Consider the following 17030-nt stretch of genomic DNA (forward strand, 5'->3'; position numbering starts at 1 on the left):
CTTACCATTTCTCGGATACGACCTTCGCCTGCGTGAAGAGCAGCAAATAGTCGCGGCCGCCGGCTTTCGAGTCCGTGCCTGACATATTAAAGCCGCCAAAGGGATGAACGCCGACCAAGGCGCCTGTGCACTTGCGATTCAAATAAAGATTGCCCACATGGAACTGCTCGCGCGCTTGCTCAAGGCGGCTGCGGTTCCGTGAGATAACCGCGCCCGTCAAGCCGTACTCCGTATTATTGGCGATCGCGATCGCCTCATCGAAATGCTCAGCCCGGATGAATGCCAATACAGGCCCGAATATTTCCTCTTGAGCTACACGAGCATAAGGATCAACATCCTTAATGATCGTCGGCTCTATGAAATAGCCGCTGCTGTCGCCAATTTTCCCGCCCAGCACGATCGTTCCTTCGCTTCGGCCGACCTCGATATATTTCAGAATGCTCAAATACGCACGCTCATCGATTACTGGCCCCACGCAGGTGCCCTGCTCGCTTGCTTTCCCCAGCTTGAGCTGCTTCGTTCTCTCCACTACCTTCTCGATGACCTCGTCGTAGACAAGCTCATCCACGACCGCCCTTGAGCAAGCGGAGCATTTCTGTCCGGCATAGCCGAAGGCTGAGGCCGTAATCGCATCGGCGGCGAGCTCCAAATCCGCGTCGGCATCAACGATAATTGTGTCTTTGCCGCCCATCTCCGCAACGACCCGCTTCATCCATCGCTGCTCCTGCTGAACACTCGAAGCCTTCTCGTTGATGCGAAGCCCAACCTCCCGCGAGCCGGTGAAGCAGATAAAACGGGTAAGCGGATGCTCAACTAGGAAATCGCCAACCTCGCTGCCTGCACCGGGCAGGAAATTGACGACGCCATCGGGCAAACCCGCTTCATCCAGCAGCTCTGCGAACTTGGCAGCAATCACGGCGGTTGCGCTGGCAGGCTTCAGCACGACGGTATTGCCCGCCACAACAGCGGCCATCGTCATGCCTGCCAGAATGGCAAGAGGGAAGTTCCAAGGCGGAATAATAATGCCGACTCCGAGCGGGATATACACGAGTTCATTGTCTTCCCCGCAGATTGCGACAAGCGGCTGACGTTCTGCGAGGCGCTCCATCTCGCGCCCGTAGAACTCTAGGAAATCAATGGCCTCTGCCGTATCGCCATCGGCCTCCGCCCAGCTTTTTCCCGCTTCGTATACGAGCCATGCAGAGAATTCATGCTTGCGCCGACGCAGCAAGGCGGCAGCTTTGTAGAGCACTCTTGCTCGGGCAGACGGCGCAACCCTTTTCCAATCCTCGAACGCCTCCGCCGCCGCAAGAACAGCCTGATGCGCAAGTGCCGTATCCGCTTGGGATACGATGCCTACGAGCTGATTAACATCGGATGGATTGATGGATTTGCGCTTTTGTATCGTTTCGATCCGTTCACTGCCGATCTTCAGCGTATACTCCTGTCCGAGCTCCAGCTCAACCTTGCGAAGCGCTTCCTGAAAGTCGTTGATGCTGTCGGCCTTGCTGAAGTCGGTAAACGGCTCATTCTGGAACGGCTCCCGCATAGACGTTGCCCCCTATCGCTATAAATCGATTCATGTCTACAAAATTTGTTCTCCCAGCAGCGAACCGATCAGCTCTACCGCTAGACGAGCGGTTTGGTCATGCTGGTCCAGCGCCGGATTCAGCTCAACGAATTCGGCTGAAGTCACAATGCCCGACTGATAGAGCAGCTCTAGCGCAAAATGTGCTTCCCGGTAGCTTAAGCCGCCTTTGACAGGCGTCCCCGTACCGGGTGCCTCGAGCGGATCAAGGCTATCGACATCAAAGCTGACATGCACCCCGTCCGTCGTCTGCTTGAATTGACCGATCACTTTTTCCATTACACGGGCAATTCCAAGCCGGTCGATATCATGCATCGTATAGCAGGCTATGCCTAATGAGCGGATATATGCTTTCTCTCCCGTATCTAGCGATCTGGCGCCTACTATCGCCACATGCTCCGGCTTTATTTTGGGAACAATGCCCCTCAAGCCCGTAAGCAACGGGATTCCGCTTCCAAGGCTAATGCCCAGCGACATGCCATGGATATTGCCGGACGGACTCGTGTCCTCCGTATTCAGATCCGAATGGGCATCGAACCAGATGACGCCTAAATTCGCATAATGCTCGGCTAATCCCGCAATTGTCCCGATCGAAATGCTGTGGTCGCCCCCAAGCAATAGCGGGAATGAGCCATCAGCTACCAGCTCCGATACGCGCTCCGCTAATTCGCTGCTCATCTGGTGAACCTCTGCCAAATGCTTGGCATTGGCCGATTGAAGCGGCGGCGGCTGGACCGCCGGTCTTAGCTCGCCCGCAAGCCGGTAAGCGATGCTCAGCTCCGCTAATTTGGTCTCGAGCGATGCAGCGTGCAGGATATGCGCCGGACCAAGCTCTGCCCCTGCCGTCCCGGCCCCTTTTCCAAAAGGAACCGATAAAACGGCTACCTCTTTTATCCTCATAGCATTCACTCTCCTGTTGCTGTTGCTTCTCCATTGTGAAAAACCGACTGAATGCGTTCAAAAGCCCAATCGATTTCATCGGACGTTATCGTCAGAGGCGGAGCCAGCCTAATTACAAATTCATGGGTCTCCTTGCACAGCAGCCCTTCAAGCATAAGCAGCTCGCAATAAGCTCTTGCCGGAACAGACAGCTCAATGGCAATAAACAAGCCGCGCCCTCTAATTTGCACAATATCCGGATGCGTGAGTGCAGCCAGCTTGCTCATGAAGTAGCTCCCAAGCGAAAGCGAGCGTTCCGCGAGCTTCTCTTCCTCAATCACTGCCAGAGCAGCAATCGCTACGGCGCAGCTTAACGGATTGCCGCCAAAGGTAGAACCATGCGATCCCGGATCGAATACGTTCATAATGTCAGCATTAGCCGCTATAGCGGATACAGGCAATACCCCTCCGCCAAGCGCTTTGCCAAGGATGTACAGATCCGGGACGACCGCTTCCCAATCGCATGCGAATCTGCGGCCTGTTCGCCCGAAGCCGGTTTGAATTTCATCAGCGGCGAGCAGTACGTTATTCTCCTTGCACAGCGTAGATACCGCCGCAAGAAACCCGCTCGGAGGAATGCGAATGCCTGCTTCGCCTTGGATCGGCTCAAGCAGTACTGCTGCTGTATTTTTGTTCATGGCCGCCCGAAGCGCCTCGATATCTCCGTATGGAACGATTAGGAAGCCTGGTGCAAAAGGACCGTAGCCTGCCCGATAGCCCTCGCTCGATGAAAAAGAGGTTACGGTCAAGGTACGCCCATGAAAGTTTCCTTCAAAGACGACAATCTCCGCATGATCCTCAGGTACTTGCTTAACCCTGTACGCCCATCGGCGCACTGCTTTGATTGCCGTCTCAACCGCCTCCGCCCCCGAGTTCATAGGCAGAATCCGCTCCTTGCCCGTATAGGCGGCAAGCTTCGCGCAGAAAGCGCCCAGCGTTTCATTATGAAAGGCTCGCGACGTCAGCGTAACCTTATCGGCCTGCGCCATTAGTGCCGCAATAACGCGGGGATGGCGATGTCCTTGATTCAAGGCGGAGTATGCGCTCAGCATATCCATGTAGCGTATGCCGCTCGAATCCTCCATCCATACGCCTTCTGCGCTGTGAATCACGATCGGAAGAGGATGATAATTATGGGCGCCGTATTGCTCTGCCAGTTCGATATGAGTATGTGCCCTGTCCATCACCTGCTCCTTTCCGCAAGCTTTGCAAATATAGCCTTTTTTGAATGTTATGCGGCGACACGGTGACAAATAACAATGGAAGCAGCCTGATAGCTGAAGAAAGAAATATTTCTCTTGTGTGGAGGCTGAATGCTTGCTTTAATATGAAACGGGGGGATTGTACAGGATGAGAAATAAAAAGGTTTTTTTTTCGATGCTTATTAGTCAAATTCTGTTCGGCTTTTTTACGCTGATTTGGTTTTTTGTTTCTTTAATGTCCTTTATGATCTTTGACAACCCGAACGGCGAAAACATGTTTTGGCCGCTTCTGCTGTTCATCTTGAATTGGCTGTATCCGGTAGCCTTAATCGCATCCATTATTATCAGCTGGGTGCTGTATCGCCGCAATAAAATGAAAGCAGCGGTAACCATATCACTGGTTCCGCTGCTTTGGGTGCTTGCTCTCGCAAGCTTATTCCTATTCGCCTAAGGACGAACATGCTCCGCGGCTTCAAGAAACCGCGCCCAGCCTTGAGCCACGTTATCCTGCGCCCATTGCAGATGCGCCTCGTCCTCGTACTGCCTGAACGGGCACTCTATGCACATAATAAGATCCAAATACAAATCATAGAGTGCTCTTCGGCGCAACTGCTCCGGAGACAGCTCCTTCAGTCCGTAACCCGCCAGGAAAGCTGCTGATTGATTAAAATGGCTGAAATAATGCTCCATCAGCGGATCGCCCCAGAGAGCCCGCTCGAAATCGATGATGCCGGATACTTTGCCATCTTTAATAAAGACATTCCCGTCCCATAAATCCCAAGAAATAAGTCTTGGCTCCGTTATCTCATCTAAAGCGGCCGCTCTCTTGGCCGTTTCGCTTCGAATCGTCGCATAGCTCGCAGGCAATACCACCCCTTCTCTTTCTCCATCGGCAAGCACCCCGAGAAGCAGATTCATAAAGGTCTCTTGCCAGGATAGGACGACTTCCTCTGCAGCTGCGTACAGCCCAAATCGTTCTCCGCGAATTTCATTCAGCTCGCGGTTATATACGCCCAGCTGGTAGTCGATTCGGGCTTGCTGCTCCTCTGTCAAGCTGGATTTAACCTTGTTATACGGCTCGCCCTCCAGCTTCTCCATGATGAAATATTCACAGTTAACGAGTGATTCACTCACGTCGTAGGCATATACGAACGGTACAGGCACATTGCCTGCCTTCTTCACAAGCTGAAGCACCTCTACCTCCGTTTTCATCAGCCCTCGCTCATAGCTCATCAGCTTCGTGCCTGCTGGCGGGGCCGCCTTTACGATGACTTGCTTCCCGTCCTCAAGCGTAACGAGATATGCCGCATTCGCCCAGCCATCTGTCAGCTCGACAGCCGCTGACGCGCCTTGACCAAGAGCCTTCCGCGCGATCGCGGACAATTCGGCTTCGGTCAGCTTTCTTTTCGTTGAGCTCTCCATTCCTAGTCACTACCCTTCATCCATAGTAAGGGGCTTCCTGTTTCGACTACACCGAGTTATTATCCTTTGCCTATAGCCAAATGCGCCTCAGCCATGAACAAGTCCGGCATATTTCTCAGCTATGACTATTATCTAGCAGGTGTCGCGAGCTGAGCGATGCAAAATGCGCACGCTCAAGAAGTCATGACTTTGCTTTGTTATTACTCGGCTTTGTCGTAGTGCTCGGCACAAAATGCGAGCACCGTTTGCTCCTCGTCCTCTTCAAGCTCGAAATCCAGATAGGCATTCGTCGCCCTCGTCAAAAACTCGTATTTGGCTACTCTTGAGCCCGCTTCTTCCACGACAAAAATAACCCTTAAAGAGATCCCTTCCTCCTGATAAAGCTCATCATCCTCTTCTACCTCCAGATCCAGTACCATTTCGTATCTCTTCCCTGTCAGGATGCCGTACGGATCCTTCACCAACTCACTGCTGTATTCGGTAATCGTAAACATGTTATGTCCGCTCCTTTTGGTTGATTCATCCATCCGTATAGTGTAACAAAAACAGCCTGAAACTTGAAATACAAGTTTCAGGCTGTTTTTCTACTGCGTGATCGATCTTCTTACAGGCTGCTAAGCGTTTCCGTAAGAACCGGTACGATTTGCGATTTGCGGGAAACAACGCCTTTCAATACCGCTTTGTTATCGGACAACGCCACGTTGTAAGCTTTCTCTACGGCAGCAGCTTGAGCGCCGAGTGCAAGCGCTACGGAATCGTTGTTAAGTATGTCCGTAACGACCAGCAAGAACAGATCAAGTCCTTTTGTTGCGATAATATCGTTAAGAGCCGCTTCCAGCTCTGCTTGGCGGGAAAGAACATCGTTTGTATCCACCGCGTTTACTTGCGCGATTTCAACTTTGTAGCTGCCCATCGAAAATTCTTTCGCATCCAGGGAGATCAGCTGCGCAATCGTTTTGTCGCTCAGGTCTGCACCTGCTTTAAGCATGTCCAATCCGTAGCTGTCTGCGTCAACGCCAGCGATTTCGGCAAGCTCGCGGGCCGCTGCAACGTCTTGCTCCGTGCAAGTCGGCGATTTGAACAACAAAGAATCAGAAATGATTGCGGACAGCATGAGGCCGGCAATTTCTTTGCGGATTTCTACGCCGTTCTCCTTGTACAATTTATTCAGGATCGTTGCTGTGCAGCCTACTGGCTCAGCGCGGAAGTAAAGCGGCGCGCTTGTCTCGAAATTAGCAATGCGATGGTGGTCAATAACCTCAAGCACCTGTACTCTATCGATATCGTTCGCGCTTTGTTGGCGCTCGTTATGGTCAACCAGAATAACGGTATCCGTCTCGTCAGCCACGTTCTCGATCAAACGAGGTGCTTGGATTCCGAAATAATCCAGTGCGTATTGGGTCTCACCGTTTACGTCTCCAAGGCGAATCGCCTCAACGTCAGCACCTAGCTTTGTTTTCAGCTCAGCGTAAGCAATAGCTGATGTAATGGTGTCGGTATCCGGGTTTTTGTGCCCGAAAATAAGCGTTTTAGTCATTTCGAGATCTCCTTAAAGGTTATTTGTCGGCAGAGCCTTTACAACGATTAGCGGCTCAGGCCCTTTGGTACATTATACACCAGACGCGTAGGCGACGGCATATTAGAATAAAGAGCGATTACACGATAAAACGTTTATTCAATGAAGTAAGCTCATCGGACATTTCGCGAATTCGCTCCGCCGACGTGCTGACTTCGTCCATCGAAACGATCTGAGCGCCAGAATTCGCCGCTATGCCTTCGAAATGCTGGGCTGCAACTCGGGAGATTCGCTCCATCTCCTCAACGGAGGCCGCTACCTCCTCTGATTCCGCAGATACTTCCTCCGAGGCAGCCGACACTTCCTGCAGCTGCACGTTGACCTGCTCCAGACCGCTCACAATAGATCGGAAAGCCGCTCCGGCATCTTTGACCAAATGAAGCCCCGTCTCGACTGACTTCGTGTTCGATTCCATATCAGAGGACAGCTTGGCCGTTTGCTCCAGAATAGCGGAGATTAATTCCCCGATCTGGGTCGCCGATAGCTGGGATTGCGACGCAAGCTTGCGAACCTCCTCTGCTACGACAGCGAAGCCCCTGCCGTTCTCTCCGGCATGAGAGGCTTCGATCGCTGCGTTCAGCGCAAGCAGATTCGTCTGCTTCGCAATGCTTGCCATCATGTTTGTAATCTCACCAATTTCTCCCGATCGGCTTGTCAAATGCTTCGTTGCGGCCAGCATGGACGATGCTGTTTCATGGATCGTTTCCATTTCGGCCATCGCATGAATAATGAGTTCGTTGCCGCGCTCCGTCTGGTCCATCGTCTCCTGCGCCACATCCGACACAATGGCTGCCGATTCTGTAATGCGAAGCATGCTATGTGTCATCCCTTCAACCGCCTTGGTCATATCCGCTGCCCGCATGACCTGGATGTTGGCCCCTCCAGATGCATCCTGAATGCTCGCGGCAATTAATCGGCTTGCTTCCGTTGTGCTCCTCGCATGATTCGTGACGCCCTCCGAGGTATGGAGCAGCCGCTCCGAATTGTCACGCATGCTGCGAATTACCGTGCGCGTGTTCGTAACGAGCTGATCGAAGGTATGGGCGAGATGGCCGATTTCATCCTTGCGGCTCGTCCTGATCTCTACCGTCATGTCTCCTTCCCTAACTCTGGCTACCTGTGAGGTCAGCTTCAACAGCGGACGCGTCAAATAACTGGCCAGCAAAAACACGAGCACGATGCCAGCGGCGATTATGGCGCTTGTCACATAGAGGGTGGCCTTGCGATTATCATCCATCAGCGCGTAGACATTCGTCGCGTCAAAGTCAGCCCCCACGATACCGAGCAGCTCACCAGCCTCATTCTTCAAGGGCACATAGGCAGTTATAGTCGCCCCATATTCAGAATCATTCGTCAGCTCGCCGATTTGCGGCACGCCTTCCTCGAACGTTGCTACCATTCCCGGGTATTCGTTCTCTTCGGGATCGCCTAGCGCGGAGAAGTCCGCAGGATCTACGTCCAATGGTGCCCCGTCGACTACATAATAATAAACGGTTTTGCCGTCCAACTCCGACTTCGCCAGCGTATAGACGTATTTCAAACCGTTCATTTCTCTCATTGCGTTCAGTTGCTCCCGCAGCTTGAAATAGTAATCGGTTTCCCCCTCTTCCACGCTAAGCTTCGCGAAAGCCTCCACATCCACCAGCTTGGCTGCGTTCTCCGCCACCAGCTGCGCCTGTGCTCCTAACGATCGCTCAACAAGGCCGGTCGACGAGCGATAGATGGTCATACCGAGCACGATCCCAGCAAGCAAAATCAACATGGAGAAAAATAAAACCATTCTCGTCAATAAGCGATTCAACCAAAATGCCCCTTCCCGAATAACAAACTAATGTTTACACTATTTTACAAGATTCGACGGCATTTGTTCTACTATTAGTTTTATAAATACCCAGCTGATATACGCAAAAAAAGCTGCCCCTCGCCATCTACAATGACTTTTGGAACAACCTTTTCTAGTTATCTACTCAATCGGTTTCATTGACAATATCTGCTGCACGAATATTACCCAATCTTATCTTGGCTTCCTTTATTCGTTTAACCATACTTCCAACGTACCAAAGGTGCTTTTAGCTGCTTCAATGACTTGCTGAGCCGCTTCCTCTGAGTCAATCGACTGCTCCACCTGCTCACGAAACTCAGCCCACTTGGCGCGCGTTTCGGTGCCGTATGCGTTAAAATATTCCGTGCCTTTGTTTTCCTGCTCTGCCAGGGGAAGAAATTTACGAACCTGCTTCGTAATGATTTGTCCGCCCAGGGTCGAGCCTTCAATGACATACATATAGCCAAGCGCTTGCGGCACCGTGTAAAGCTCCGGCAGCTTGCTGCATTCCGGCAGGTTCTCAATTTCTTGCAGGCTTAGCCCTAGCGTATGCAAATCACGCTCGAGCAAAGGTGATTTTGCTCTCTGCCCCATAGCCTCTCCGAATTCGCCCCAACCTGACAATTGGGCAATCAACCGCTCCGCAGGCTTAATAAAGCCATAAAACTTCTCCAAGTAGCGAACGTATTCGTCTTGCGTCAAGGTTTGATTCATAATGGCTTTGGCATAGGGATTGCTCTCGATCTGAACGTGATTCGAGGCTGTTTCTTCGCGCAAACGGGTCATAATGCTCATTCGTCATCTCTCCTTTTTAATAAATAAACAAAATTGGATAATCCATAACGTCAGGCTTGCTTCATTATCAAGCAAATTGGATAACCAATAACTTCAGGCTTGCTTCATAAACAAGCTAATTTGGTCCTATTTCCATTTCTCACAGCAAGTGGCATATCTTTCATTATAAACGCTCGTATTTCAATACCCAAATAGAAATATCTTATACAGCCTTGCGAAGCGCGCAGACGATAGGATGGCTTCTATTGGTCGATGATTGCCATCATCCTCTACTGCTGCGAGCCCTCTAATACACCTGCTCCTGCTCCCATTCCCCGGCAAGCAATCCCGTATCCGGCAGCGGCAAACGCAACGCCTGCATGGCTTCTTCCAAAAAGCCCGCATCATACTTGATAGCTGCATCATGTATAAAAAAACCGCCCTCAAGCCATGCATTCTCTTGTTTCAGCAGGTTAAGCGTACGGATATCTTTCTTATATAAAGCCGAATCCCATCTTATTTTTTTCACGACACGGCCCATCAGATCGGCAGGAATTCCTTTCATCCGCCCAATGATCTTACCGGCTTGCGCTGGCTCGCTGCGAAGAAATTGATGTACGCGAAGATGCGCCTTCAGATAGGCCACGACGACCTCGCGGTTCTCACGGACCCAGCTCTCTTCGGCAATAACCCCGGCCAAGTAGTCCTCGACAAGCTCCTCCTGAAACAAAACCTGTCCCGTCCCATGATATTGCACGATGCTTAAGTAGGGCTCTACCAGCATGCCGCACTCTACCTGCTTGTGAACGATGCCGGCCATCGTTGCGTCCATATTCTGATGTACGATTTGATTGGGACTGCCGCCGACTGCGCTGAGCAGCTTCGACAAGCGATAGCCAGGGCTCGACTGTGCTACGGTACGCATCTTGAGCTTTGATATATCGGTTACTTCGCGAATGTGAATGCCCTTGCGCACAACAAGCGAGATCCCATTTCCACGCGCTGACTTACCATCGAAAGCGAGCAGGATAGACTGGAACGAAGGAAACAGCTGTGCCAGAGAGCTGCTGAGCGCAATGGGATAATCCCCCATAGAAGCAATCTGCACGTGTCCGCCGATCATTCCCTTCAAAAGCTCCGGTCCGTTGGCGGCATCCACCCATCTCACATCGCCCTTGCGTCCCGGCAGCATTCGCTCCAGCTCCTCTTCGAACCAGCCAAGCTCCTTCATTAGGGCAGAAGTCCATACGTGGGCATAGCCGCTTTGATAACCAATTGTTATGGTTCCCTGCTGCTGGCTTGCACCATGCTGAGACGCAGCTAAGTCAATGGGCGATTGCTGCGGTATGCCAGAGGAATGATGCTTTATCCAGCTCTCCAGCTCTAATTTATCGATCAAGATCTCTTTGCCAAGCTTCGTGAAAGGCAGTCGTTTCTGCTTGCGCCATCTGTCAAAGGTCGATCTGCTGACCCCAAGCATATCCATTGCCTCATGTATCGAAAGTAGATTGAGCCGCTTATCGACCATTCAATGCCCGCCTCCTTTGAATTGCCAAAGCCAATATCGTCATTCAACCTCGTTCATGGTCATTTATCGTCATTTCGTTGACACTTCCTCTGGATGGATCATATAGTCAATTATAGAAATTAATCCTTAGTAAGTCTATAGGATTATTATACATTCAAACCATAGGAGGGTTACTACATGAAAGTATCATCGAATAAAACCATTCATATCATGTTCATCTTGCTGCTCGCTTCCGCCTTGGCGCTCTCAGCCTGCGGCAAGAAGGAGGACACTGTTACTGCAAGCACCTCGGCTGATGGAGAACCTGAGGTAGCAGAGCTCCGCTACCAAGGCTGGACCGGCTCCGTATCCTTTCCCGAGCTTGCGGAGGATCTGGGTTACTTGGCGCCGCTGAAGCTGAAATATATCGGAAACACCATAAGCGGACCGCAGGATATTCAATCCGTCGTCACGGGCGACACTGACTTTGGCGGTGCCTTTAACGGAGCCATCGTCAAGCTGATAGCGGCAAAAGCCGAGATCACCTCCGTGCTTGCGTATTACGGATCTGATGAGAGCACCTGGACCGGCTATTACGCTCTCGACGACAGCCCCATCAAGACAGCCAAAGATTTGATCGGCAAAAAATTCGGCATGAACACGCTCGGCGGTCATCACGAGGCCGTTATCAAGGAATATTTGTACCGTGCAGGGCTTACGCTTGATGAAATCAAACAAGTAACACTCGTCGTTGTTCCGCCCGTATCAACGGAGCAAGCGCTGCGCGACAAGCAAATCGATATCGCATCGCTCGGCGGCATTTTGCGAGACAAGGCACTTGAGCGCGGAGGCATCCACCCCCTCTTTAAGGATACAGACCTGTTCGGCGTCTTCAGCGCAGGCAGCTATGTGCTCTCAAACAAATTTATAAAAAAGAATCCGAATGCGACTCGGTTGTTTGTCGAAGCGACAGCCAAAGCGATTGAATGGGCTCGCACTACCCCAACCGAGGAGGTCGTTGCAAGATACGAGTCCATCATCAATAAGCGCGGCAGGAAAGAGGACACCTCATCGGTTAAATACTGGCGAAGCACTGGGGTTGCTGGCAAAGGCGGCCTCATATCCGATAAGGAATTCGACACATGGATCAACTGGTTCGAAGCTGAAGGCTCGCTTAAAAAGGGCCAGGTCAAAGCAGCCGACTTATATACGAATGAATTTAGTCCCTACTTGAATGAAACCAAATAATTCACCATTAGGAGGAGCTTGCGCATGACAGCCAAAATCAGCATCCAGCATGTCCAGAAATCTTTTCGCATCAAAAGAAACCTGGGCCACCTCGCGGAAAACACCCAGCCAATATCGGCTTTGCAGGATATTAACTTAGATGTAAAGCAAGGAGAATTCATGGTCATCGTCGGGCCAAGCGGCTGCGGCAAATCTACCCTTCTCGATCTGCTGGCAGGACTTACGAAGCCCAATAGCGGGCAGATCCTGCTCGATAACAAGCCCCTTGCAGGACCTAACCTCGACCGGGGAATCGTGTTCCAGCAGTATGCGCTGTTTCCATGGAAGACGACACTCCAGAATGTGGAGTTCGGGCTTGAAGCCAAGGGAGTCGGCAAGAAAGAACGCCGCGAGATCGCTCAGCAGCATATCGAGCTCGTCGGGCTCGCAGGCTTTGAGAACCGCTTTCCGCATGAGCTCTCAGGAGGAATGAAGCAGCGCGTAGCCATCGCTAGAAGTCTCGCTTACGATCCCGAGGTGCTTCTTATGGATGAGCCCTTCGCCGCGCTGGATGCCCAAACGCGGGAGACCCTGCAAAGCGAGCTGCTGCGAATATGGGAGGCAACGAAAAAAACGATTATTTTCATTACTCACGGCATAGAGGAAGCCGTCTATCTGGGTCAACGCGTTGCCGTTATGACTTCCCGGCCTGGGCGTATCAAGAAGGTCATTACCATCCCTTTTGAGGCCCGAACAAGCGAGGAGGATTTGCGTGCCAAACCTGAATTCGTGCAGCTTCGCCATGAAATATGGGATTTGCTCAAGGATGAGGTTAGCAGAGCCCAGGAGCAAGAGAAAACCAAGACGTTAAAAAGCTTCTCAAACGGAAAATCGACTTTGAAAGGGGTGGCCGGCGATGGCTAACAGCAGCACAGGGGAAACAGTCGTTTTACGAGATAACAAGAGCTTAGAAGCACTGGAATGGTCACTCGCTAAGCTGCGGAGAGCTTTCAAATTTTCAATCGTCATTTTGTCGCTGCTTGTTTTCTGGGAGATCGCGCCGCGTGTCGGTCTCGTGAATGTAACGTTCTTCCCGCCGCTTACGGAGGTGCTTCAAGCATGGTGGCAGCTGTTCATATCCGGGGATCTCGCGGAGCATATGACAGCCAGCCTGTTAAGGTCAGGCGGAGGCTTCCTGCTCGCCATCGTCATCAGCATTCCGCTCGGCCTCGCAATCGGCTGGTGGAAGCCGGTAGCGGAATATTTGAACCCGCTGCTGGAGCTAATGCGGAATACGGCGGTGCTCGCTCTTCTCCCCGTGTTCATTCTACTGCTCGGACTTGGCGAAACGTCGAAGATTGCGATCGTACTGTATGCTTGCTCCTTCCCGCTTCTGCTCAATACGGTAAGCGGCGTCAAAAACGTCGACCCGCTCTTGATCAAATCGGCACGTTCCATGGGTCTCACTTCGGTTCGTCTGTTTTACAAGGTCATCCTCCCTGCTTCGCTGCCAACGATATTCGTAGGCATACGCCAAGCAGGCGCCAGCTCTATCCTTGTGCTGGTAGCCGCTGAAATGGTAGGCGCGCAGTCTGGGCTCGGATATTTTATCCAATATGCCCAGTTCAACTTTCAAATCCCGGGGATGTACGCAGGCATCATTACTATTTCCTTTATCGGCGTTGTCGTGAATTACTTATTGGTTGCGCTGGAGAAACGTTTAACGAGCTGGAAACAAACCTATAACGAATAGAAGGGTGCGATCAATATGAGTCAATCGAACAGGCAGCTACATTTGAATTTGTTTATTATGAACGCGGGGCATCACGAGGCTGCATGGCGTCATCAAGGAACGGAGCCTCATAACATAACGGATATTGAATATTTCACAAGACTGGCTAAAACGGCAGAAGCTGCGAAATTCGATTCATTGTTTCTAGCAGACGGGTTAGCGATTAACAACAACATCAAGCATGGAGCCTTCATCGGGCTAGAGCCCTTCACTCTGCTGTCTGCACTCGCTTCCGTCACACAGCGAATCGGCTTAATCGGCACCGTGTCCACCACGTACAACGAACCGTTCCACGTCGCTCGCAAGTTCGCTTCGCTTGACCATATAAGCAAGGGAAGAGCCGGCTGGAATATCGTGACTTCGGGAAGCTCTGTTGAAGCGAATAACTTTAGCAAGGACACGCATCTGGCTCACAGCAAACGCTACGAGCGTGCGAATGAATTCCTTCAGGTAACCACAGGATTATGGAACAGCTGGGAGGATGATGCGCTTATCATCGACCGTGATTCCGGAACGTTCGCCGACCACCGTAAAGTGCGCAGCATCGATCATGTAGGCGATTCCTTCAAGGTGCGTGGCCCGCTCAATATTCCGCGGTCACCGCAGGGCTATCCCGTACTCGTGCAAGCCGGCTCCTCCGAGGACGGCAAGGAGTTTGCAGCGCAATACGCAGAGGCGATATTTACTGCGCAGCAGACGCTGCAGGAGGCGCAGCGCTTTTACTCCGATGTGAAATCGCGGTTAGCCCATTATGGCCGTACAGCGGATCAACTGCTCATTCTCCCCGGCATCTGCCCGATTATCGGCCATACAGAGTCGGAAGCTAAGGAAAAGGAGCAGGAATTAAACGAGCTAACGGTTATTGATTACGGACTAACCCAGCTATCCCATATGCTAAACGTTGACTTGTTCACGTATCCACTCGATGGGAAGCTCCCCGAGCTGCCGCGCCTTGAAGAAATCAACGGCAATAAAAGCCGCTTTCAATTAGTCGTTGACTTGGCTGCCCGGGAAGACCTCACGATTCGCCAGCTGCTGCACCGCCTTGCCGGCGGACGCGGGCATCGGACCTTCGCGGGAACGGCGCTCCAAATTGCAGATCAGCTGGAAGAATGGTTCGTGAACGGCGCCAGCGATGGCTTTAACGTCATGCCGCCTTACCTGCCGGCTGGCCTTGAGGAGTTCGCGGAGCAGGTTATTCCAGAGCTGCAGCGGCGCGGTTTGTTCAGAAGAGAATACAGCGGCCATACGCTTCGCGAGCATTTTGGGCTGGCGCGCCCGGCCAACCCGCACTCGATTGCGAGCGCGCCTGCTGCAGCTTCCCAAGCTGCGGCAAGCTTGTAGCGCTTGCGGATACCCAGTAACGTCCGCCCTACGTTGCAGCTTCTGCAGTAGAATGACCATTTAGCAAGCCAACCTTTAACGTCTGCCCTACGTTGCAGTTTCTGCAATAGAATGACCTTTTAACTCGCCATCACCCACTCTACATTGCAGTTTCTGCAATATAATCAGCAGAATCTAGTTTATTTCAGCAGAATTTCCGGTTTTCGTTGTACTTTGTACAACGTAGCCCCTCAGGTGGTAGCGGATATGAGATTTCTATTGCACTTTCTGCAGCGTAGCTTCCACGATAGCTCAGACTAAACTTGGTTACTCCAAAACCCTAGTAACGCCTGAGCTATCTAGCAGCTTCTGCAGCATAACTTCCACAATTAGCCCAGGCCATACTAGGTTACTCCAAAACCCTAGTAACGTCTGAGCTATTTAGCGTTTCTGCAGCATAACCTCCACGTTAGCTCAGACCATAATAGGTAACTCGTCTCACCAAGTAACATCTGTCCTACGTTGCAGTTTCTGCAATAGAATGACCTTTTAACTCGCCATCACCCACTCTACATTGCAGTTTCTGCAATGTAATCAGCAGAATCTAGTTTATTTCAGCAGAATTTCCGGTTTTCGTTGTACTTTGTACAACGTAGCCGCTCAGGTGGTAGCACATATGAGTTTCTATTGCACTTTCTGCAGCGTAGCTTCTACGGTTGCTCAGACTAAACTTGGTTACTCCCAAACCCTAGTAACGTCTGAGCTATTTAGCGTTTCTGCAGCATAACCTCCACGTTAGCTCAGGCCATACTAGGTAACTCGTCTCACCAAGTAACATCTGCCCTACGTTGCAGTTTCTGCAGTAGAATGACCTTTTAGCAAGCCAACACCCACTCTACATTGCAGTTTCTGCAATGTAATCAGCAGATTCTAGTTTGTTTCAGCAGAATTTCCGGTTTTCGTTGTACTTTGTACACCGTAGCCCCTCAGGTGGTAGCACATATGAGATTTCTATTGCACTTTCTGCAGCGTAGCTTCCACGATTGCTCAGACTAAACTTGGTTACTCCAAAACCCTAGTAACGTCTGAGCTATTTAGCGTTTCTGCAGCATAACCTCCACGTTAGCTCAGACCATAATAGGTAACTCGTCTCACCAAGTAACATCTGTCCTACGTTGCAGTTTCTGCAATAGAATGACCTTTTAACTCGCCATCACCCACTCTACATTGCAGTTTCTGCAATGTAATCAGCAGAATCTAGTTTGTTTCAGCAGAATTTCCGGTTTTCGTTGTACTTTGTACAACGTAGCCCCTCAGGTGGTAGCACATATGAGATTTCTATTGCACTTTCTGCAGCGTAGCTTCCACGATTCCTCAGGCCATACTAGGTAACCCGTCTCACCAAGTAACATCTGTCCTACGTTGCAGTTTCTGCAATAGAATGACCTTTTAACTCGCCATCACCCACTCTACATTGCAGTTTCTGCAATGTAATCAGCAGAATCTAGTTTATTTCAGCAGAATTTCCGGTTTTCGTTGTACTTTGTACACCGTAGCCCCTCAGGTGGTAGCACATATGAGTTTCTATTGCACTTTCTGCAGCGTAGCTTCTACGGTTGCTCAGACTAAACTTGGTTACTCCAAAACCTTAGTAACGTCTGAGCTATTTAGCGTTTCTGCAGCATAACCTCCACGTTAGCTCAGGCCATACTAGGTAACTCGTCTCACCAAGTAACATCTGCCCTACGTTGCAGTTTCTGCAGTAGAATGACCTTTTAACTCGCCATCACCCACTCTACATTGCAGTTTCTGCAATGTAATCAGCAGAATCTAGTTTGTTTCAGCAGAATTTCCGGTT

General features: G+C 51.1%; 14 protein-coding genes. 5 read left to right on the forward strand and 9 right to left on the reverse strand.

The features are described 5' to 3' along the window. Position 1 precedes the first annotated feature (1 nt). From pruA to FHS16_RS27520, 3 genes are read right to left on the reverse strand one after another with little or no spacing between them, the layout of a single operon-like run. Positions 2 to 1549, reverse strand: a complete 1548-nt coding sequence (gene pruA / locus FHS16_RS27510; protein ID WP_183570277.1) for an L-glutamate gamma-semialdehyde dehydrogenase — start codon at positions 1547 to 1549, stop codon at positions 2 to 4. Between the two features lie 36 nt (positions 1550 to 1585). Further along, entirely contained in the window at positions 1586 to 2488 is a 903-nt protein-coding gene (rocF, locus tag FHS16_RS27515; protein WP_183570279.1) for an arginase, read from the reverse strand. Between the two features lie 5 nt (positions 2489 to 2493). Further along, entirely contained in the window at positions 2494 to 3711 is a 1218-nt protein-coding gene (locus FHS16_RS27520) for an ornithine--oxo-acid transaminase (protein ID WP_183570281.1), read from the reverse strand. A gap of 166 nt (positions 3712 to 3877) precedes the next feature. On the opposite strand from FHS16_RS27520, the gene FHS16_RS27525 reads away from it, so the two are divergent. Next, complete coding sequence (locus tag FHS16_RS27525; protein ID WP_183570284.1) at positions 3878 to 4180, forward strand: hypothetical protein; 303 nt, start codon at positions 3878 to 3880, stop codon at positions 4178 to 4180. Here the strand turns inward: FHS16_RS27525 and FHS16_RS27530 are convergent. From FHS16_RS27530 to FHS16_RS27555, 6 genes are all read right to left on the reverse strand, one after another. Beyond that, a complete protein-coding gene (locus FHS16_RS27530) occupies positions 4177 to 5151 on the reverse strand; it encodes a phosphotransferase family protein (protein WP_183570286.1) in 975 nt (324 codons plus the stop codon). The two genes, FHS16_RS27525 and FHS16_RS27530, sit on opposite strands and share 4 nt — an antisense overlap. A gap of 200 nt (positions 5152 to 5351) precedes the next feature. Then, entirely contained in the window at positions 5352 to 5645 is a 294-nt protein-coding gene (locus FHS16_RS27535; RefSeq protein ID WP_183570288.1) for a DUF6509 family protein, read from the reverse strand. Positions 5646 to 5755: 110 nt separating this feature from the next. Then, positions 5756 to 6688 (reverse strand): manganese-dependent inorganic pyrophosphatase, encoded by a 933-nt coding sequence (locus tag FHS16_RS27540; protein ID WP_183570290.1) that lies wholly within the window; start codon positions 6686 to 6688, stop codon positions 5756 to 5758. A gap of 118 nt (positions 6689 to 6806) precedes the next feature. Then, positions 6807 to 8528: a methyl-accepting chemotaxis protein gene (locus tag FHS16_RS27545; RefSeq protein ID WP_183570293.1), complete on the reverse strand. Its 1722-nt coding sequence runs from the start codon at positions 8526 to 8528 to the stop codon at positions 6807 to 6809. A 228-nt stretch (positions 8529 to 8756) separates the two neighbouring features. Then, a complete protein-coding gene (locus tag FHS16_RS27550) occupies positions 8757 to 9344 on the reverse strand; it encodes a biliverdin-producing heme oxygenase (RefSeq protein ID WP_183570295.1) in 588 nt (195 codons plus the stop codon). 286 nt (positions 9345 to 9630) lie between these two features. Beyond that, positions 9631 to 10851, reverse strand: a complete 1221-nt coding sequence (locus FHS16_RS27555; RefSeq protein WP_183570297.1) for a helix-turn-helix domain-containing protein — start codon at positions 10849 to 10851, stop codon at positions 9631 to 9633. Positions 10852 to 11028: 177 nt separating this feature from the next. On the opposite strand from FHS16_RS27555, the gene FHS16_RS27560 reads away from it, so the two are divergent. Genes FHS16_RS27560 through FHS16_RS27575 form a run of 4 tightly spaced genes read left to right on the forward strand, consistent with a single transcriptional unit; the run spans position 11029 to position 15193 of the window. Continuing rightward, positions 11029 to 12078 carry an ABC transporter substrate-binding protein gene (locus FHS16_RS27560; RefSeq protein WP_183570299.1) on the forward strand — a complete coding sequence of 350 codons (1050 nt, stop codon included), beginning with the start codon at positions 11029 to 11031 and terminating at the stop codon, positions 12076 to 12078. 24 nt (positions 12079 to 12102) lie between these two features. Next, positions 12103 to 12981 carry an ABC transporter ATP-binding protein gene (locus FHS16_RS27565; protein WP_183570301.1) on the forward strand — a complete coding sequence of 293 codons (879 nt, stop codon included), beginning with the start codon at positions 12103 to 12105 and terminating at the stop codon, positions 12979 to 12981. Further along, positions 12974 to 13810 (forward strand): ABC transporter permease, encoded by an 837-nt coding sequence (locus FHS16_RS27570; protein ID WP_183570303.1) that lies wholly within the window; start codon positions 12974 to 12976, stop codon positions 13808 to 13810. Before FHS16_RS27565 ends, FHS16_RS27570 begins: the two co-directional genes overlap by 8 nt. Before the next feature lie 15 nt (positions 13811 to 13825). Then, positions 13826 to 15193 carry an LLM class flavin-dependent oxidoreductase gene (locus FHS16_RS27575; protein ID WP_183570305.1) on the forward strand — a complete coding sequence of 456 codons (1368 nt, stop codon included), beginning with the start codon at positions 13826 to 13828 and terminating at the stop codon, positions 15191 to 15193. Positions 15194 to 17030: the final 1837 nt, after the last annotated feature.

The organism is Paenibacillus endophyticus (genome assembly GCF_014192395.1).
GTDB lineage: Bacteria > Bacillota > Bacilli > Paenibacillales > Paenibacillaceae > Pristimantibacillus > Pristimantibacillus endophyticus.